We start from the raw sequence: 18826 nt of genomic DNA, 5'->3' as shown, positions 1-18826 counted from the left end.
CATATCCACTCCGTTTCACTGTCTTTATCGTTCCTTACCAAAATCCGATCAATCCGAAACAGGAAATGCAAAAAAACCACGGTTATCCCGTGGTCCTGATGATCACTTCTTCTCGGCGAGCCAAGCTGCGACCGCTGTGATTTCTTCGTCCTTCTCGATCACGTTCGCTGGCATCGCGCCTTGTCCGTTTCGAATAATGTTCTCGATGTCTTCAGCCGAGAGGCGTGCACCGACGTCCGTCAATGCCGGACCGCTCATGCCTTCCAAGTTCGCGCCGTGGCAGGCCGCACAGTTCTGTGCGTATACCGCTTCCGCGTCGACCGAAGCGGTCGTCGAGCCCGTATCCCCATCGTTTGTCGTTTCTTCTTCATCGCCGCCGCCGCACGCACCGAGCGTGAGCATGGCGCCGAGGCCGATGGCCATCATCCACTTCTTCATATAGGGTTCCCCTCCTAAGTTGTAGAAATTGCCTACATTATCCATTATAACCGTTTTGACAAGCCCTTTAACCTAATCTCACGAAAAGTACACAAAGATTCCACATGTCACGGGACGTTGCTATACCGTTTATCTGAGGTGAAACCTTGGCCCATCACCTCGTGCGCCTCGCTGAAGATGAGGAACGCATCGGGGTCGATGCGGCGGATCAGGTCTCTCAACCGACTCACCTCGTTCTGACGGACGACGACGAGCAACATCGGGCGGTCGAGACGCGAATAGGCGCCGATCGCCTGGATCTCGGTCGCGCCCCGGTCGAGCTCGTCGAAGACGGCACGCGTGATGACGTCACGCTTGTCCGAGATGACATACGCCATCTTGTCCTGCGTGAAGCCGAGCTGGACGAAGTCGATCATCTTGATCGTGATGTACAAGGCGATCAGCGCGTACAGTCCCGTCGTGAACGAGAACGTGACGGCTGCGACGATCACGACGGTACCGTCGAGGATGGCGATACAGAGATAGAGCGGGATGTGGGTGAACTTATGTAGGATCTGGGCGAGTAAGTCCATCCCGCCGGTCGAGGCCCGGCCGCGGAAGATGAGCCCGAGGCCGATCCCGACACCGACACCGCCGAACACGGCCGCGAGCAGCGTATCATCGACCGCCGCGCCCGCACCGATCGCTTCATAAAACAAGATCACACCTGGTAAGAAGATCGAGCCGACGAGCGATTTGACGCCGAAGCCGAGTCCGAGGATCATCCAGCCGACGAGGAGGAGCAACACGTTCGAGACGAGCTGGAACGCCCCCGGCGAGATGCCGAACAGCTCGTACGTGATGATCGAGATTCCGCTGACGCCGCCCGAGGCGATGTTGTTCGGGAACAGGAACAGACTGAACGCCGAGGCGACGAACACGGAACCGGTCAATAAGTAAATATAGTCTTTGACGATTTGCTTCATTAAAGAAATTCTCCTCTACATACAACGTGGCCCAAAGACGGACGTCTTTGAGCCACATGCATCACATATTTGTCTTACGGAGGTAAGCGTCGATGAAGCCCATAATGTCTCCATCCATGACGCCGCTCGTGTTCCCGACTTCATAACTCGTGCGGTGGTCTTTGACCATCGCATACGGGTGGAAGACGTATGAACGGATCTGACTGCCCCAGCCGATGTCTGTCTTCTCACCGCGGATCTCGTCGAGCTTGCGTTGCTGCTCATCGAGTTCGCGCTGGTACAGTTTCGCCTTGAGCATCTTCATCGCCGCTTCACGGTTCTTGATCTGCGAACGCTCGGCTTGACATGAGACGACGACACCCGTCGGCACGTGCGTGATCCGGACGGCCGAGTCGGTCGTGTTGATGTGCTGACCGCCGGCGCCTGACGCGCGGTACGTGTCGATGCGGAGGTCTTCGGTTCTGACGTCGATCTCGATATCGTCATCGAATTCCGGCATGACGTCGCACGAGACGAACGACGTATGACGGCGGCCTGACGAGTCGAACGGCGAGATCCGGACCAAGCGGTGAATCCCTTTCTCTGCTTTCAAGTAGCCGTAGGCGTTATGCCCGACGATGCGGAGCGTGACCGACTTGACGCCGGCCTCCTCGCCCGCGAGGTAGTCGACCGTCTCGACTTTCCAACCTTGTTTGTCCGCGAAGCGCTGATACATGCGGAGAAGCATCGAGGCCCAGTCTTGCGACTCGGTACCGCCCGCACCCGGGTGCAGCTCGAGGATGGCGTTGTTCGCGTCATACGGTCCGTTCAAGAGGATCTCGAGTTCGAACGCGTCGAAGTCGGCCTTGAGCGCCATGACCATCTCTGAGAGATCACCTTGCATCTCGACGTCCGGTTCTTCCTTGATGAGTTCGAGCGTGACTTCGCCGTCCTCGTGACCATCCGCGAGCTCTTGATACTTGTCGACCATCGCTTTGAGCACGTTCGACTCGTCGATGACTTTTTGTGCCTTCTCTTGGCTGTCCCAGAAGTCTGGGTACGTCATCTCGTTCTCGAGCTCGGCGATGCGGGCCTGTTTCTCCGTTAAGTTGAGCGATTGTCTGTAATTTTCGAGGCGTTTTGCCATGCCCTCGAGTTCGTTCCGAATATCTGAAATTTCCATAGTGAGATTCACCTTTCCGTAGGAAAGAGGCGAGCAGGCTCGCCTCTTCAAAAATTAAGCTTGTTGTTTGCCGTGACAGTTTTTAAACTTCTTGCCTGAACCACACCAGCACGGGTCGTTGCGCCCGAGGCGTTGGTCTTCTGAACGGCGGACCGGTTTTTTCTTCACCGGTGCGTCGTCCTTGCCAGACACCGCCACTTCCTCCTCGACGACTTTCTCGCGTCGGAGGTTGTCGCCGACCTCGGCACGGAGCACGAAGCCGGTCACTTCTTCCGAGATGGCCGCGTTCATCGCGTCGAACATGCTGACGCCTTCCGCCTGATACTCACGGAGCGGGTCGTTCTGTCCGTAAGCACGCAAGTGGATCCCTTGACGAAGCTGGTCCATATGGTCGATGTGCGCCATCCAGTGCGAATCGACGGCACGGAGCACGATGATCTTCTCGAACTCGTTGAACCGTTCCGGCGGTGCGAGTTGACGTTTCGCCTCATATTGGGCGTTTGTCCGCTCAAGCAACAGCTCAGTGATCTCCTCGCGCTCTTTGCCGTAGAAGTCTTTCCCGGCGACCGCATTTTCGAGGGCGAGCGTCTGGTTGGCCCAGTGCGCCAGCTCGTCGATGTTCCATTCTTCCGGCACGAGTTCGAGCGGCGTGTATTGCGCCACGCCCATCTCGACCGTCTCACGGATCATCGAGCGAACGATATCGGTGACCGATTCGTTCTCGAGGATGCTGGCCCGGTCTTTATACATGACTTTCCGTTGGTCGGCCATGACGTTGTCGTAACCGAGCAGCTGTTTACGGGCATCATAGTTATTGCCTTCGACACGTTTTTGAGCCGACTCGACCGCTTTCGAGACCATGCGGCTCTCGATCGGTTGCGTGTCGTCCATGCCGAGGCGCTCCATCATGCTCTGGAGGCTGTCGGTCCCGAAGCGGCGCATGAGCTCATCTTCGAGTGACAAGTAGAACTGCGATTTACCCGGGTCGCCTTGACGACCGGCCCGACCGCGGAGCTGGTTGTCGATCCGGCGCGACTCGTGGCGCTCGGTACCGACGATGTAAAGACCGCCGAGCCCGATGACACCTTCGCCGAGCTTGATGTCGGTTCCGCGTCCAGCCATGTTCGTCGCGATCGTGACCGAACCTTTTTGTCCGGCGTTCTCGACGATTTCGGCTTCACGGGCGTGGTTTTTCGCGTTCAAGACTTCGTGTTTGATCTTCTTCTTCGTGAGTAGCTTGCTCAAATACTCAGACGTCTCAACCGCGACCGTACCGACGAGGACCGGTTGTCCGGTCGCGTGCGCCGAAGCGATCTCTTCGACGACGGCTTTGAACTTGCCTTCCATCGACTTGAAGATGAGGTCAGAACCGTCTTCACGGACGATCGGCTTGTTCGTCGGGATCGTGACGACTTGCATGTTGTAGATGTTACGGAACTCTTCTTCCTCCGTCTTCGCCGTACCGGTCATCCCGGCCAGCTTCTCATACATCCGGAAGTAGTTTTGGTACGTGATCGTCGCGAGCGTCATCGATTCCCGCTGAATCTCGACGCCTTCTTTCGCCTCGATCGCCTGGTGCAAGCCTTCCGAGTAGCGGCGTCCGTCCATGACCCGACCTGTGAACTGGTCGATGATCATGACTTGGCCGTCGCGGATCATATAGTCGACGTCATGATGCATGACGGCGTTCGCACGCAATGCGAGCCCGACGTGGTGGTTGACCGAAACGTGCTCGATTGCGAACAAGTTGTCGATGCCGAAGAACTTCTCGGCGAGGTCGACCCCTTTGTCCGTGAGTAACACTGATTTCGTCTTCACGTCGACCGTGTAGTCGTCTTCGAGCTTGAGCGTCCGGACGAACGCATCGGCACGTGTGTACAACTCGGTCGATTTTTGGGCCGACCCTGAGATGATGAGCGGGGTCCGCGCCTCATCGACGAGGATCGAGTCGACTTCATCGACGATCGTGTAGTAGAGCTCACGCTGAACACGGTCTTCCTTATAAAGGACCATGTTGTCACGCAAATAATCGAACCCGAGTTCATTGTTCGTCGAGTACGTGATGTCACAGTTGTACGCCGCCTGCTTCTCGACGCGGTCCATGTTCGAGACGTTCAGTCCGACCGAGAGGCCGAGCGCGAAGTAGAGCGGTTCCATGAGTTCTTTGTCACGTTTCGCCAAATATTCGTTGACCGTCACGACGTGTACGCCACGGCCAGTCAGGGCGTTCAAGTAAACCGGGAGCGTCGCGACGAGCGTCTTCCCTTCACCGGTCTTCATCTCGGCGATGTCGCCGTTATGGAGCACGTAGCCCCCGATGAGCTGGACGCGGTAGTGACGCATGCCGAGCACGCGTTCTGACGCCTCGCGACAGACCGCGAACGCTTCCGGAAGGATATCGTCAAGCGTTTCCCCTTTATCCAGACGCTCACGGAATTCGACAGACTTCGCCTGAAGTGCTTCGTCAGACAACGCCTTGACCGGCTCAGCGAATGACTCGACTAAGTCGGCCGCTTTTTCTGCTTTTTTCAATACTCGTTTCTGTGGAGCAAATAAATCTTTCAAAAAGTTCGCCATACGTTTTATCTCCTCTGCACTCAGTCAAAAATGCATGTTTTTTCCCTAATGTACAGTTTAACCGAAGTGACCCACGCTTTCAAGGAAAGGCAAAACGAAACGGCCCTCCAAGTCGGAGGGCCGTGTGAATTCAAAGTTAGATTATTCAGGTTCGATCAAGCCGTATTTACCGTCTTTCCGACGATAGACGACGTTCGTGTTCCCGGTCTCCGCGTCTGAGAAGACGAAGAAACTGTGACCGAGCATGTCCATTTGAAGGATCGCTTCTTCCGTGTCCATCGGCTTGAGCGTGAACCGCTTCGTCCGCACGAGTTCGAGTTCTGCCTCGTCCTCGTCGTAAGCAGGAATGTCTTCAGAACCTTCGAGTGATTTGAAATACTCGCCGATCCCGCCTTCTTTGGCGCGTCCTTTACGGTTGAGCTTTGTTTTGTGTTTACGGATTTGACGTTCCAATTTGTCGACGACGAGGTCGATTGCCGCGTACATATCGAGGTTGGTTTCCTCAGCGCGAAGCAATAAGTTCGTCATCGGGATCGTCACTTCTACTTTTTGCTTTTCGTTGTACACTTTCAAGTTGACGTAAGCCGTCTGTGCATCCGTAGGAGTTGTGAAATACCGAGTCAACTTCTCCAGCTTTTTCTCGACATAGTCTTTGATGGCTGGTGTGACTTCAATGTTTTCGCCGCGAATGTTATAAATCATCTTAACTCCTCCTTAAAATAACCGCTTGAACCAATGATTCGTCATTTTGGACCGAATCTCCTGCCTCATCGCTTAAAAAGATCTTAAAAAGAAAGCGGAAGCGGGTGGCTCATATATAGTATACCCCGAATTCAGTTTATTTGAAAACGTTATCATCAGAAAATAATGACAATTTTGTTCCGATGCTCACGCCTGCAATCGAATCGGTTGTATAGAAAGAAGTTACCCGTTATCACCGTTTTTAAACTCGTTTTCTTAAGAGAAAAATACTATGTAGACAAAACAAAAAACCGACTTCACGAGGAAGCCGGTTCACGGTTTGAAATTATAATTTTACAACGTTAGCCGCTTGTGGGCCGCGTTCGCCATCTACGATTTCAAACTCAACTTCTTGACCTTCGTCAAGAGCTTTGTAGCCGTCAGTTTGGATTGCTGAGAAGTGTACGAAAACGTCCTTGCCGCCTTCTACCTCGATGAAACCAAAACCTTTTTCTGAGTTAAACCATTTTACTTTACCTACCATGTGCAAATCCATTCCTTTCACCATTGAAGAATACAGAGGCTTTCCCTCTAATAGCTATATTACCACCTTATCGTCCTCGACACAAACATTTTCTGCTTTTTTGTAAATGAATCGTCTTTTGGCTTACATTGGAATTATATTTCCCTACTTTTCATATTGGCTTATTGAATTTACATTTTTTGTGATATATCATGGAAGGGATGATTTAGGTTTGTGCTTTTTTGAATATCGGCCGATCCTGAAAATCTAATACGAGGAGGATGGTGCAGCGTATGCGCCCCTACTATTCCGAGGAAAAATATCGCATCACGAAGCGAACCGTGGCGATCCTGCCTTGCTTTGACATGATGAAGCAATCGCGAATCATTCTCGAGGACGGCAGCGAAATCTCGACCCCGCTCCGGCCGTACCAGTTGCTGCAGCTCTCTTGCCGCCAGTACAACAGCTCGATCGAGGAACGGATCTTCGTCGCCAAACGCGTCGCCGGGGTCAAAGGCAAAGTGCCGGTCGTCATCGAACCGACGACGGGACTCGTCTTCTTCCCGACGAAATCGCCGAAACGTGAAGATTGCGAATGGTACGCCTGGTCCCACATTCGGGACATCGTGACTGTCGAGGGTGCCCCGAACGGCGTGATCGTCACGAAAGACGGTCACCGCATCCAGACGAACGCGACCGCGTACGTCTTAAAAAACCAGATCAAAGCGACCGGTGAATTGGTCGCCCGGTTCCAACAACTGAACATGAGCCCTGCGCTCGAATCTTGACCTGCCTTCCGTCGTTTGACGGGAGGTTTTTTTATGGTCTTTTTGCTTCACTTTTTGAAAAAGAGGTCGATATATTGGTCGAGGTGACAACAATGCAAATCCAAGCGCAACTCGCTACAACCGTAGCCGCGAACGCGGGTGTCCAGATGAACCGCGTCTATAAAGCTGAAATCGTCAAACAGACCGGTCCTGACACGGCCATCGTCAAGGTCGGCGGCGAACAAGTCGAGGTCACGTTCAAGGACGGGCTACCGAAGACGAACCCGTTCCAACTGACGCTCGTCGAAGAGGACGGGGTGTTGCTCGGGACCGTCGTCGTCAAACCGGAAACGGAGACGGCGGACGCACCTGCGCCAGGGACGAAACCCGAGACGAAAGTCGATACGAAAATCCAAGCGCTGCTCGCATCGCTCCCGCCCGAGGTGCGGAGCGCCGTCAGCCGCTTGATCCAATCGGGACGCCTGCCTATGAACGAGGACACGGTCCGCTTGCTCGAGACCGTCTTCAAAGGCGACATGCGCGACGCCGTCTTGTTCTTGCGCACGATGGACGCACCCGTCGTCAAACCGGACGTGGCCCGTGACATCGCGGTCGCTTCATTAGATGAAGCGAAACGTCAACTTAAGGTGCCGACACCGGACGCGCCGTACCCGCAAAAAGAGCGCTACGTCGAACTCGTCAACTTGTCGCGCCCGGCAACAGAACGCATCACACCGACACCGGAGACGGTCGATCGAATCATCAAAGACATCCCGGCCTCTCCACCCACCCGTCCCGAACCACGGGAAGCCTTGCCGCCCGTAGGCGGACGTCAAGTCGTGGTCAAGGAAGTGACGACGCATCTCGCTACCGTGACGAACACGTTCCGCTCCGAACAAGCGACCGTGACGAAACAGCTCGGACAAGTCGCGGCGCTCGTCGAGACCAAACCGCATTTGGCCCGCCCTGCCCTCGAGACGGTCGGGACGCGTCTGACGCAGCTCATCCAAAAGACGGACGCGCTGTTACATACCGACGCTAGGCAAGAGAAAGCGCTCGTCGCGATGACGGCGAAGCTCGACGTCGCCTTGTCACTGTTGTCGACGAAACCTGCCGAGAGTGCCGCCCTCATCAAAGACGTGCGCACAGCGTTGAACGAGTTCCGCTACGTGCCGAACCAGGTCCGCGTCGAATACATCCCGCATGGCGCCACTCGTGCCGGTGAGGCCCACGTGACACCGCTCCGCCTTGACGCCAACCTGTCAGGCCGCCACGTCCAAGAGACGGCGCAGCGCGTCCAGACCGCGTCGCAACAGGCGCAAGCGCAAACGTCACAAGCCGTTCAGGCGTCGGCCTTGTCGGTTCGATCGGAGGCGGCGTCCCCGGAAGCGGCGCGCCTCGCCTCGTTCTTCCAAGTCCAACAGACGATCAACCGGCTCGACGGCGGGCAGCTCCATCAGCTCCTGCTCGCCCTGCCGGCGAAGGTCCAGGAGATCGACACCGGCATCCACGTCCACATCCAAAACCGGGAAGCCGGCGACGTAGTCGATTGGGAGAACAGTGTCCTCTACATCCGGCTCGAGACACCTCGCTTAGGCGAGATCGGCGTGAAAGTCGAAGCGCTCGACCGCAACCTCCGGCTCACGCTCGAACATGATGACCCGACGGTCGAACGGATCGCGCGACCGCTACTCGGCAAGATCGAGACGACGCTCGAAGCGATCGGCTACCGGAGCGTGACGACCCAGTTCCGCCCGTTGACGAAAGCCGAGAAAGTCGAAGTCGAACCAGAGCGCACACAGACGACCGGCTATGACTTTAGAATCTAGGAGGCCCTTATGTATCAACGCATGGATTTGACGAAACGTAAGACGGCTGCCGTCGTCCGTTATGACGAGACGACCGACCGGGCCCCGATCATCGTTGCCCGCGGCACAGGTGCCGTCGCCGACAAGATTTTGGAAGAGGCACGCTCGCGCGGTGTGGCCATCGAGCACGACCATTCGCTCCTCGGCCACCTGCTCGACCTTGACCTCGGGGATGCCATCCCGCCGGAACTATATGACGTCATGGCCGAAGTGCTGCTTTTAATAGAAGAACTTGACTCGATCAAAGGAGAACAATCATGAATTCGAACCGATTATATGAAATGAGCCCGGAGGAGTTGACGCAAGCGATGCTCCACGCGCTCACCTACCATTACGAGACAGCGCTGACGGCGACGATCGCCGAGCGCAACCGTCATCTGCGCCAAGCGCGCGAACTGCTCGCTAAACTGTACCAAGGACTTCATGACGGCGGCGGCATCATCTCGGCCCAGCTCGAGGAATTGTATTTGTATATGGCGAAAGGCAGCCTCGAGGCGCTGATCGAACAAGACTTAGGTAAAATCCAAGAGCTCCATTCGCTCGCGACCGACTTAGAGATGACGTGGGACCAGGCCATCGCGAAAGCCCGGCTTCAACCCGCACACGTAGGAGGAAACCGTTATGAAAATTACCAATAACATTCAAGCCTTGAAAGCCTATACGTCGCTGTCGCTCAACCAGACGACGATGAAGAAGACGATGGACCGGCTCTCGAGCGGCGTCCGTATCAACAAGGCGTCGGACGACGCGGCCGGCCTCGCCATCTCCGAGAAGATGCGGATGCGCCTCGACTCGTTGTCGATGGCCGAGCGCAACACGCTCGACGGCATCTCGCTCACCCAGACGCTCGAGGGCGGCATGAACGAGACGCACTCGCTCCTGCAACGCATGCGCGAGCTGTCGGTCCAAGCGGCGAACGGGACGCTGAGCCCGGACGATACGAAAGCGGTCCAAGAAGAGATCAACGCACTGACGGAAGAAGTGACGCGTATCGCCGAGACGACCGATTTCAACTCGAAGAAGATTATGAACGGTGAATATACCGCGCTCAAATCGTCAATCTTCTTCCAGCTCGGTGCCAGCAGCGGTGAAGGCGTCGTCTTGAACGTCGCCGACATGCGTGCGACCGCCCTCGGGATCGACGGACTCGACGTCACGACACCAGGCGGCGCAAACGATGCCATCGCCAAGTTCGATAAAGCGATCAACGACGTCTCCCTCGAACGCTCGAAACTCGGGGCCATCCAAAACCGGTTGGAAGCTAACATCGGTGTCGTCACGATTAGTTCAGAGAACTTGACCGCGTCCGAGTCACGCATCCGCGACGCCGACATGGCCCGTGAAATGATGGACTTCGCCCGCCTCAACATCTTGAACCAGTCCGGTATGGCGATGATCGCCCAGTCGAACGCGTTGCCGCAAGGCGTGTTACAATTATTGAATTAACTTACAGAAAGGACGAGGCCTGATGGACATTCGTCGAATTATGGAGACCCAGTCGCTTCACGGCGCGGGCAAAGCCAAGCGGCCTGACGCGGAACCCGGCGTCTCGTTCCAAAACATGATTGGACAAAAACGCGAAGACCGCGAGTACGAGCGCTTCCAGCGCCAAATCGCGGCCATTCACGATCAAGGAGAGCTCCTCGCCGAGAGCCAGACGGTCGAGTCGCTCACCGAATATAAACGATTGATCAAAGACTTTATGAAAGACGCCGTTGACGCGGCGCTCAGCCTCGAAGACAAGCGCGGGTTCAACCGCCGGGGCCGAGCCAAAATCTATAAGATCGTCGAGCAGGTCGACCAGAAACTGCTCGCACTGACGGACCAGGTCATCTCGGGGGAAGCGTCACGCTTGTCGCTCCTCGACCAAGTCGGTGAGATCCGCGGACTGCTCGTCAACGTGTACGTATGAGGTGACTTATGGCTGAACATTTGTTTTCGAAAAAAGTGAAATGTCCGTACTGTTTGAAAGAAAGTGCGACACCGCGTATTTTATCGCGCCACATCCGGCCGCAAGAAGTCGCAAAGGACGGCTACACGACGTACGACGGCGAGAACCCGTACTTGTATGAGCCGGTCGTCTGTATCCACTGCCACCTCGTCTTCCATGACTCATTCGATAAAGTCCGCAAAAACAACCGTGAGGCGCTCGAAACAAACTATTTGTCCCGGGTCAACCCGGAGACGCTTGAAGGCGACCGCACGCCTGAACACGTCATCCAACTGTACAAGTTCGCCGTCATGACAGCACAGCTGAGCGGACAGAAGCCGTCGGTCATTGCCATGCTCGGGATGCGGCTCGTCTGGATGAATCGCTTGATCGGGAACGGGGCGGCCGAGAAGGAATGGATGCAACGGACGCTCGACAAGTATAACGAGGTACAGGAAGTGTATACCGATCAAGTCCGGACCGGCCTGCCGTACGACCAGCTCATGTTGCGGATCGCCGACTTGTCGGCCGCCCTCGGATTGTATGAGGACGCCCGGCGCTGGTACGGGATTTTACTCGGCAGCAAGGAAGTCTCCGAACGGATCCGGACGCAAGCGAAGGATCATTGGGAAGACTTTCGGGCCGAGCACGCCTAAAAGGGAAAGCCGCGGCTTTCCCTTTTAGCATACAAAAAAACCGCGCTCATCCACTCACGGACAAACGCGATCGACCCTCTTAACGGATGAACCCCCAAACCGAAAGGAGATATGCGCGATCTGACTCGCGACAAAACCTAAACAGGGCACCCAAGAACCGATCACGCGGTGGCGTCTTGCACGGTTCTACTCCATTATAAATCGCATTTCGTTATTTTACTATTGTTTTTACCGAAGATTTTTCGGGGTATTGTTTATATGAATGAAAAGGAGGACGTCACATGTTTGAACAACGTTATCTAACCGAAGTACGCAGCATCTTTCAAGAACAGAAACAGCTTGCAGAAAGCGCGCTCAATCAAGTAAGTGATGACGACTTGCATCGCGTGCTCGCACCGGACACGCTCTCGCTCGCCGTCATCGTGCAACACATCTCGAACAACATGTTATCACGTTGGACCGACTTCTTGACGACCGACGGCGAGAAGCCGGACCGGAACCGAGACGCCGAGTTCGAGGACCAACAATTGTCCCGCACCGAGCTGATGGCGACGTGGGACGAGCGTTGGCAACTGCTCGACGACGTCTTGGCGAGTCTGACACCGGAAGACATCGGCAAGACCGTCTTCATCCGTGGTGAAGAGAAGAGCGTCATCTGGGCGATCGAGAAGCAAGTGTCGCACTACAGCTATCACGTCGGCCAGATTGTCTACTTGGCGAAGGTATTCGCCGGAGAGACCTGGAACGTGTTGACGATCCCGCTCCCGCATCAACGTAAATAAAGAGAAGGCGCATCGTCGCGATGCGCCTTCTCTTTATTTGGTGACATCGATCTTGTATTCGTACGACTGCTCGGCGAGATTGTCATAATTCTCATCCGACGGTCCCCCGACAATCAATCTTAGTTCCGCCAACTCTTCCGGCATCGCCTCGGCAAAGAAGAAGACGTTCCCTTCCTTCTTCACTTTCCCAAGAAAATCGCCCCCGACGTCTCTTTTTTCCCATCAAATGCGTCTCGATACTCCTCCGCAACTTTCAGACGAGACGTCTGAACTTTGTCGACTTGGAATTGGACAGAGCCCATCACTTCAGTAATGTCGAGCGCTTTGTTTTTTAAGTGAATTTGATTGGTACCGAGCCCTGTTTCTTGGACCTCTGCCTCTTCTGTTTGTGTTTCCGCTTCTTCAGGTTCTTCCGCTACCACGACTTCTTCTGTCTCGGTTGTGGTCGTTTTCAGTTCGTCCGCCTCCCCGCAGCCGACGAGAAGTGCAAGTGGTAAGGCAAATAAAAATCCGTATCGTTTCATGTTCATTCAAAATCTCTCCTTTTAAGTTGACGAGTGGTGGTTGATACAACGAGCATAACGGATTCATTCGCCTGACCTTGGCAATAAAAAGTAACAGGTCCATACCCCATCACAATAAAAAACAAGGCTCGCAATTGAGCCTTGTTCGGTCTTGACATTTATCCTCGAGCTTTTAAGTCTTCCTCTTCATACGGGTCAGGATTCTCCTCGATCGGCGCATCGTCCTCGACGTACGCCTCGAGTTTCGGGTCCCGTTCCACGTATTCATCGTACGCCCCTTCTGGACCGTAGACGAAGTAACGACGATTTTTCGATGACTTAGGCTTTACCTTTTTCTCACTCATCTCGTTTCCCTCCTCTTTCCAGAACAGAAGCAACGGGTATAGTGGTATTTACCCGATATTACAATAAAACAGACATGAACGCATCCTTGTCATTCGTTGAAACGTTTATGCGACTTTTTCCGTATAAGGAGAAACAATGAAACGAAGGGACTAGACGTATGTTATTCAAAACAGGATTGATTCGAGGAAGTGGACTGCTTGCGGGCTTTCTCACCCTTGCCCTATGGCAGAACTTGAACGGTGACGACAGCGCGGCTCGCAGTTTTCTGTTTTATGGAGTCATCGCCTTTTTCCTCGGACTGACGAGTGTCATTTACCAAATCCACGATTGGAGCTTCTTGAAACAGATTCTTTCCCATTATGGCGCGATGCATGTCACCGTGTTACCGACTGTCTTGTTGAGCGGCTTCTATCCATTGAACTCACTTCAAGATTTACTTCACGTCTACATACAGTTCAATTTGACAGGGCTCCTCTTATTTGCCACGACATTTTTTATCTCAAAATTTTTAAGAAATCGAAAACCTATCAAAACAGACTGAACACAAAACGAGCCTGGGGCATCCCCAAGCTCGTTTATGTCTGTTGGTCAAATAGTCCAGAAAAGTTCGAGTCGACGTCCTCGTACGGGTCGACGTACGACTTGACCGTCTTCCGCTCTTGCCGTGTCGTCCCGAGCGTCATCCCGAGCCGTTGATGCTCGGCCTCGATTAGCCGGGCGATCTTTTGACTGTCGTCGACGAGCTGACGGATGACCGTCTGATCTGAAGCTTCTAAGTCGGGCCCATGCACCGACAGCAGTTGTTCGCGGTCGTCGAGCAGTTCATGGATCTGGTCCATCCACGTGTCGTACGTCGGCTCTTCCGGTACTTGCGCGAGCAGATCTTTCAGCCGTTGCGTTTTGAGAATGATTTCATCGATCGGTCTCATCCTTGTTTCGCGAGTTTCATCGCTTCCTTCCACGTATCGCGGAGTTCGGTCGTGAAGTCGAGCACTTCGTCGAGGATCGTCGTGTCGTTCTTGACGTTCGCGTCGACGAGACGGCGCCACAAGTATTCGTAGAGCGAGTCCAAGTTCGCCGAGATGGCGATGTCTTTATTGAGCGTCAGACGCAACTCTTGGAAGATCGCTTGCGTCTTTTGGATGTTCGTGTTCTTCAAGTCAGGATTGCCTTGCTCGAGCGCGAGTTTAGCGAGACGCGTGAACTTGAGCGCCCCGTCATACAGCATGAGCGTGAGTTCCTGTGAATTTGCGGTCGTGACCGCACTGTTTTGATATGCTGCATATGGATTGGCTACCATTTAAATTCCTCCTCTTACATGCCTCCGCCTAGAAACTGTTGCAAGGATCCGGCTTGTGCGTTCGCTTGGTTCATTGCCGTCTCCATCGCCGTGAAGCGACGATAATAAGAATTTTCTTTATCAATCAACTGTCTGTCCATTCGGGCAATCCGCGAATCGATTGAATTGATTTCTCGACCTAAGCTATACGTATTAGCGGCTCCGCCGTCAGAACCAGCCATCCTGGTGATATTGCTCCGCACATCACGCGTCGCATCTCGAACTTTGCCGAGCAGCCCGCTTGATGTATCTGTAAACAATTTATACACTGCTTCCGGATCTGTATCGATTGCGGCTTTTAATTTCGTTTCGTCGATTTCAATTTTTCCACCCGCACGGAAATCACGACCTGTCGAAAGTCCGATCTGATAAAGCTGGTTCGGACCAGAGGTAGTAACGTCGGTTGAAGACCATGAAGAACGTAAGCGGGTAGTAGCTGTTTGAAGCATCCCATCGCTTCTTAATAAGCCGCTCATCGCTTTCTCTTCCCATTTCTTTATTTCATCTTCGCTTAATTCTTCGCGTTGCGCTTTTGTGAGTGGGGGAAAGTCTCTGTACTGTTGTTCCCCGTATTTTTTATTCATTAATTCCATTGTCTCGTTGTACTTAGTCACGAACGCTTTAATGTTATCAAATACGGCTTGTGTATCAGGTTTCGTACTAAGGGTGACAGGAGAAGATGTCGCATCAAAAGTCTGATTTAATGTAAAAGTCACATTATCGATTGTAACGGTATTGCTCGGTCTCGAGATAGCGAGTCCATTCACCGTCAGTTCAGCATTTGTTCCAGTCACTCCGTTCGTTAAATCGAACGCGTCAACCAGCGCAACATCATTGAACTGAATCGTCGCATCACTTCCCGTTTGTCGTGAAGTGATTGACATTTTTCCTGTTGCATCATCAAAAAAGACCGACGCCCCGCTATCTTTAGCATTTAATTTTGTAAGTAAGTCCTCGACCGTAGCGTCTGCAGATAGCCCAAGTGACACAAAGTCTCCACTGGCACTAGACTTAAACGATAAAGCAGTTGGATCGGTCAGCCCACTTAAATCTGTCAGTTTCGTCGCGCGCGTTACTTTCACATTGTTTTTATCTACAACATCAGTAGCTGTTGAACTAAACGTTGAAGCCGCTTTAGCTAGTGACTGCACTGAATCAACTTGAAGCGAGCTACTTCCACTGGCAGGACTTGCGGTCACATTAATTCGAGTACTATCTGAAGAAGTAGCTGCACGAGCATAGAAATTTTTACTTAACGTTAGGTCAACAGCCGAGTTTCGGAGATTTAATAAAGAGCGGTTCACTTCTCGGTAAGCATCAACTTTCCAAGTCGTCAGCTGTTTTTTCTGGTCTAAACGGTCAACTGGTATCCGCTCTGCCGACATTAATTGCTTGATGATTGAGTCAGTGTCAATACCACTGGCCAACCCACCAAATCGAATAGGTGTTGTCATACGTCTCCTCCTTTATACACGCTCGTCAAATAACTGGTTAAATTCCATGAATGCCGCAAAAAAGTCTAACGATTTTTTACTTGGTATTTCGCGGATCACTTCGTTATTCGTATCTACGATTTGAATATAGAAGTCGTTCAGTTTTTCATGTTTCATAAATTTGAGTCCTGTCCGCTGTTGCTCAAGAACTAAATTCGCTTTCTCTACGGCGACCTCCAACTTGGTTACGTGCTGAGGTGTTGGAAGAATGACGATCCCTTCGTCTTCGAGGCGCTCATGATTCGCTTCAACGAACACGTTTCTCGTTTGTTCATATGGCAAGACAGAAGAAGGTAAGTGAAGCCGGACTTCAGATATGGTCGGATTCATAGTGTTATGCTCCTCATCTACTAATTGTTCTCGTTTACTATATCGACACGTTCTGCACTACTTTGTAGCTATTTATGTAAATCTCGCTTGTTTCTCCTAGTGGAGGTATTAAAATTAACTAGTTCCAGTTTTAATTACAATCGCTAAATAGGTTATATGTGGAATCACAATGTGGGACGCGACAATTTATTGTTTCGGGTCTATACAAATAATCGGGAATATGTTTATTGATGATACTTACAAGGAGGGATGACCCGTCATGGACTGGGAAGGATTAACTGAAGAACAAGTCGCCATTTTACTCGCAAGTATCCTAGGAGATGGAGAAATTACGAAGTGTTACCCTTACGACCGCCGAATCAACAACAGTTACAGAGAACATTTTGGCATGGGACAACTAAGTTATCGGGAATGGAAGCAGCAAAAGTTACCTGACTTACTATATTTACGAGGTAACAACTTAGTGTCCCGTTCGATTCCACTTATGACGAAGTTGTTCCCTCTCTTCTATCCGAACAATAAAAAGCACATACCTTTCGAGTTACTTAACAGTGTCCGTCATCCTTCGTTTCTACTAACTCTTTACCTCGACGATGGTTCACTTCTTCTTAGCAAACGATTTAATCATCGAAAAAAAGAAATTCAATTTACGCCGCATATCGCTTTGTACTTACAGGCGTTCTCCAAAGAACAGTTAGAACAGTTGGCCATATTTTTATTTGAACGCTTCAATGTTAACGTCAGAACATCGGGTACACCGAGTGGGAGGGGCTATTATCTTAAAACGACTAAAGTGACAGATACGTTTCAAATACTCGATCTCTTGCATCCTTATCTTTTTGAATTGCCAGCCTTCGCATATAAGCTAGATTGGAAAACACGTCTAGCCTCCGAAATTGAGCACTACAAATCAACACATCCTGACTACGTTGTGAGAGTCTCTGTTCCCGCCCGCCCCTACTCAGATACTGAAATCACTTCATTGATTGAATGGAAACGCCAAGGATTCACCGACCGAGCGATTGCCTATCGATTAAACAGGACATACTGGTCAGTCGTTTATAAATGGCAAGACGTGAAAAACCGTGAGGCATAAGCCTCACGGTTTTTAGTATAACTTTTAAATAGTCAATTGCTATATTAACGGAGCAATTGAAGCACAGCTTGCGGCTGCTGGTTTGCTTGCGATTCCCCATATTTTTCAATATGGACCAGACTATATCTTCACCCTTTTACAATTTTGATATAAAATCATACATTATTGTAAAATAGGGGCTGGGCACTTCCCTCGCCGTTTACGAGGTACGGATCTCATAACCATAGACATAGAGTCGGTAGGTCGTACATCCTAGTCGTTGAACCTTCATCACAGTTTCCTGACAGATGCTTGGCTGCTGATTGTCCAATCCCTTCCTTTTTTCAAAACGTTCACGCTCACCGTTTCCAGTCACGTTGTCGTAAGGAGGGCTCTAAGGAGTTCCAGCAATTCACCCAGTGGTACTCTTATCCGTTACCAGATAAGACGCCCGTCAATTCTTACCGAAGGAGTTGAAGTACTGCCTGCGGTGCAGAGTTGGCTTGAGCTAACATTGCTTGCGAAGCTTGGTTGAGGATGTTGTTCTTCGTGAAGTTCATCATCTCTTTCGCCATGTCAACGTCACGGATGCGTGATTCGGCAGCTTGCAAGTTTTCAGAACCGTTGTTCAAGTTCTTGATTGTGTGCTCGAGACGGTTTTGAACTGCCCCAAGGTTTGAACGGTTTTCTGAAACTGTGTTGATTGCATCTTGTACGAGGTCAAGGTTACCTTTTGCTACAGTGTTTGTACCATCTAAAGCAGCAAGTCCATCGATTCCAAGACCGACAGCAGTGTTGTCAGTCAAAGTCAATGTGATGGTTTCGTCTGTGTTGGCACCAACTTGAAGTACTACAGCATCAGTGTTGTCTAAGATGCTCTTAGTGTTGAATTTTGTTTGTGTAGCGATGTCGCCGATTTGAGAAACGAGTTCAGTAACTTCAGCTTGGATTTTAGCGTTATCTTCTGTTGTCAACGTTTCGTTCGCCGCTTGAGTGTAGAGTTCGCCCATACGTTGAAGCATTGCATGCGTTTCGTTCAAAGCACCTTCAGCTGTTTGAATCAATGAAATGCCGTCTTGCGCGTTACGTGAAGCTTGATCCATCCCACGGATTTGACCGCGCATTTTTTCAGAAATCGCAAGACCAGCTGCGTCATCTCCAGCACGGTTAATGCGAAGACCTGAAGACAACTTCTCCATTGCTTTCCCAGCGTTTGAAGTGTTTGCTGACATGTTGCGGTGTGCGTTCATAGCGTTAAGGTTGTGGTTAATAATCATTGTAATTTCCCTCCATAGGTTTGAGTTTTTCTGCTCTTCCAAATCCATTTGTCCGAGCATACAAGGTTTAGGCCGGCCCCTCACCTTGTATTAG

The 18826-nt window shown here is 52.0% G+C and carries 25 protein-coding genes; 10 read left to right on the top strand and 15 right to left on the bottom strand.

From position 1 onward, the window contains the following. Nucleotides 1-102: 102 nt before the first annotated feature. The 6 genes from cccB to cspD all read right to left on the bottom strand — a co-directional run bounded on the left by cccB (nucleotide 103) and on the right by cspD (nucleotide 6367). Complete coding sequence (gene cccB / locus EVJ29_RS01290) at nucleotides 103-438, bottom strand: cytochrome c551 (RefSeq protein ID WP_131464017.1); 336 nt, start codon at nucleotides 436-438, stop codon at nucleotides 103-105. Nucleotides 439-545: 107 nt separating this feature from the next. Further along, a complete protein-coding gene (locus tag EVJ29_RS01285) occupies nucleotides 546-1403 on the bottom strand; it encodes a YitT family protein (RefSeq protein WP_070328673.1) in 858 nt (285 codons plus the stop codon). Nucleotides 1404-1464: 61 nt separating this feature from the next. Continuing rightward, nucleotides 1465-2565: a peptide chain release factor 2 gene (gene prfB / locus EVJ29_RS01280; protein WP_016508664.1), complete on the bottom strand. Its 1101-nt coding sequence runs from the start codon at nucleotides 2563-2565 to the stop codon at nucleotides 1465-1467. Between the two features lie 54 nt (nucleotides 2566-2619). After that, nucleotides 2620-5142: a preprotein translocase subunit SecA gene (secA, locus tag EVJ29_RS01275; RefSeq protein WP_131464019.1), complete on the bottom strand. Its 2523-nt coding sequence runs from the start codon at nucleotides 5140-5142 to the stop codon at nucleotides 2620-2622. Between the two features lie 141 nt (nucleotides 5143-5283). After that, nucleotides 5284-5844: a ribosome hibernation-promoting factor, HPF/YfiA family gene (gene hpf / locus EVJ29_RS01270; RefSeq protein ID WP_016508657.1), complete on the bottom strand. Its 561-nt coding sequence runs from the start codon at nucleotides 5842-5844 to the stop codon at nucleotides 5284-5286. A 325-nt stretch (nucleotides 5845-6169) separates the two neighbouring features. Continuing rightward, nucleotides 6170-6367, bottom strand: a complete 198-nt coding sequence (gene cspD / locus EVJ29_RS01265; RefSeq protein ID WP_035386012.1) for a cold-shock protein CspD — start codon at nucleotides 6365-6367, stop codon at nucleotides 6170-6172. A 260-nt stretch (nucleotides 6368-6627) separates the two neighbouring features. On the opposite strand from cspD, the gene EVJ29_RS01260 reads away from it, so the two are divergent. From EVJ29_RS01260 to EVJ29_RS01225, 8 genes are all read left to right on the top strand, one after another. After that, nucleotides 6628-7134, top strand: coding sequence for a competence protein ComK (locus EVJ29_RS01260; RefSeq protein ID WP_236633350.1), 507 nt, complete (start codon nucleotides 6628-6630; stop codon nucleotides 7132-7134). Between the two features lie 92 nt (nucleotides 7135-7226). Next, nucleotides 7227-8942, top strand: a complete 1716-nt coding sequence (locus EVJ29_RS01255; protein WP_236633349.1) for a hypothetical protein — start codon at nucleotides 7227-7229, stop codon at nucleotides 8940-8942. Nucleotides 8943-8951: 9 nt separating this feature from the next. Next, complete coding sequence (locus EVJ29_RS01250; protein ID WP_071397988.1) at nucleotides 8952-9242, top strand: EscU/YscU/HrcU family type III secretion system export apparatus switch protein; 291 nt, start codon at nucleotides 8952-8954, stop codon at nucleotides 9240-9242. Further along, nucleotides 9239-9619, top strand: a complete 381-nt coding sequence (locus EVJ29_RS01245; protein WP_131504628.1) for a flagellar export chaperone FliS — start codon at nucleotides 9239-9241, stop codon at nucleotides 9617-9619. Before EVJ29_RS01250 ends, EVJ29_RS01245 begins: the two co-directional genes overlap by 4 nt. Continuing rightward, nucleotides 9603-10427: a flagellin N-terminal helical domain-containing protein gene (locus EVJ29_RS01240; protein ID WP_131504627.1), complete on the top strand. Its 825-nt coding sequence runs from the start codon at nucleotides 9603-9605 to the stop codon at nucleotides 10425-10427. Before EVJ29_RS01245 ends, EVJ29_RS01240 begins: the two co-directional genes overlap by 17 nt. A gap of 22 nt (nucleotides 10428-10449) precedes the next feature. Then, nucleotides 10450-10893, top strand: coding sequence for a YaaR family protein (locus EVJ29_RS01235; protein ID WP_131504626.1), 444 nt, complete (start codon nucleotides 10450-10452; stop codon nucleotides 10891-10893). A gap of 8 nt (nucleotides 10894-10901) precedes the next feature. Beyond that, a complete protein-coding gene (locus EVJ29_RS01230) occupies nucleotides 10902-11567 on the top strand; it encodes a DUF2225 domain-containing protein (RefSeq protein ID WP_131504625.1) in 666 nt (221 codons plus the stop codon). Between the two features lie 281 nt (nucleotides 11568-11848). Continuing rightward, nucleotides 11849-12349, top strand: coding sequence for a DUF1572 family protein (locus tag EVJ29_RS01225; RefSeq protein ID WP_131504624.1), 501 nt, complete (start codon nucleotides 11849-11851; stop codon nucleotides 12347-12349). A gap of 33 nt (nucleotides 12350-12382) precedes the next feature. On the opposite strand, the gene EVJ29_RS15525 is transcribed toward EVJ29_RS01225, so the two are convergent. The 4 genes from EVJ29_RS15525 to EVJ29_RS01215 are packed head-to-tail and all read right to left on the bottom strand — an operon-like array spanning nucleotide 12383 to nucleotide 13217. Continuing rightward, nucleotides 12383-12532 carry a hypothetical protein gene (locus tag EVJ29_RS15525; protein ID WP_236633348.1) on the bottom strand — a complete coding sequence of 50 codons (150 nt, stop codon included), beginning with the start codon at nucleotides 12530-12532 and terminating at the stop codon, nucleotides 12383-12385. Then, nucleotides 12529-12879 carry a hypothetical protein gene (locus EVJ29_RS01220; protein ID WP_236633347.1) on the bottom strand — a complete coding sequence of 117 codons (351 nt, stop codon included), beginning with the start codon at nucleotides 12877-12879 and terminating at the stop codon, nucleotides 12529-12531. The genes EVJ29_RS15525 and EVJ29_RS01220 overlap by 4 nt, the downstream gene beginning before the upstream one ends. Next, nucleotides 12876-13031, bottom strand: a complete 156-nt coding sequence (locus EVJ29_RS15375) for a hypothetical protein (RefSeq protein WP_161567322.1) — start codon at nucleotides 13029-13031, stop codon at nucleotides 12876-12878. The genes EVJ29_RS01220 and EVJ29_RS15375 overlap by 4 nt, the downstream gene beginning before the upstream one ends. Beyond that, nucleotides 13032-13217, bottom strand: coding sequence for a hypothetical protein (locus tag EVJ29_RS01215; protein WP_131504623.1), 186 nt, complete (start codon nucleotides 13215-13217; stop codon nucleotides 13032-13034). 158 nt (nucleotides 13218-13375) lie between these two features. Here EVJ29_RS01215 and EVJ29_RS01210 point away from each other — a divergent pair, with 158 nt between their 5' ends. Beyond that, nucleotides 13376-13759, top strand: coding sequence for a DUF3021 family protein (locus tag EVJ29_RS01210; RefSeq protein ID WP_131504622.1), 384 nt, complete (start codon nucleotides 13376-13378; stop codon nucleotides 13757-13759). A gap of 34 nt (nucleotides 13760-13793) precedes the next feature. Here the strand turns inward: EVJ29_RS01210 and EVJ29_RS01205 are convergent, their stop codons facing one another. The 4 genes from EVJ29_RS01205 to EVJ29_RS01190 are packed head-to-tail and all read right to left on the bottom strand — an operon-like array spanning nucleotide 13794 to nucleotide 16380. Next, complete coding sequence (locus tag EVJ29_RS01205; protein WP_131504621.1) at nucleotides 13794-14147, bottom strand: flagellar protein FliT; 354 nt, start codon at nucleotides 14145-14147, stop codon at nucleotides 13794-13796. Then, nucleotides 14144-14518, bottom strand: coding sequence for a flagellar export chaperone FliS (gene fliS, locus EVJ29_RS01200; protein ID WP_070328659.1), 375 nt, complete (start codon nucleotides 14516-14518; stop codon nucleotides 14144-14146). Before fliS ends, EVJ29_RS01205 begins: the two co-directional genes overlap by 4 nt. A 14-nt stretch (nucleotides 14519-14532) precedes the next feature. Beyond that, nucleotides 14533-16011: a flagellar filament capping protein FliD gene (fliD, locus tag EVJ29_RS01195; RefSeq protein ID WP_131504620.1), complete on the bottom strand. Its 1479-nt coding sequence runs from the start codon at nucleotides 16009-16011 to the stop codon at nucleotides 14533-14535. Between the two features lie 12 nt (nucleotides 16012-16023). Next, nucleotides 16024-16380 carry a flagellar protein FlaG gene (locus EVJ29_RS01190; RefSeq protein WP_131504619.1) on the bottom strand — a complete coding sequence of 119 codons (357 nt, stop codon included), beginning with the start codon at nucleotides 16378-16380 and terminating at the stop codon, nucleotides 16024-16026. 259 nt (nucleotides 16381-16639) lie between these two features. Here EVJ29_RS01190 and EVJ29_RS01185 point away from each other — a divergent pair, with 259 nt between their 5' ends. Beyond that, entirely contained in the window at nucleotides 16640-17476 is an 837-nt protein-coding gene (locus EVJ29_RS01185; RefSeq protein WP_131504618.1) for an endonuclease, read from the top strand. Nucleotides 17477-17916: 440 nt separating this feature from the next. On the opposite strand, the gene EVJ29_RS01180 is transcribed toward EVJ29_RS01185, so the two are convergent. Next, entirely contained in the window at nucleotides 17917-18732 is an 816-nt protein-coding gene (locus EVJ29_RS01180) for a flagellin N-terminal helical domain-containing protein (RefSeq protein WP_131504741.1), read from the bottom strand. Nucleotides 18733-18826 lie beyond the last annotated feature (94 nt).

Origin of the sequence: Exiguobacterium sp. SH4S7, assembly GCF_004336795.1 — a bacterium.
Classification (GTDB): domain Bacteria; phylum Bacillota; class Bacilli; order Exiguobacteriales; family Exiguobacteriaceae; genus Exiguobacterium; species Exiguobacterium aurantiacum_A.
Note: the sequence above shows the minus strand (reverse complement) of the source record. Positions and strands in the feature narration are given on the sequence as shown.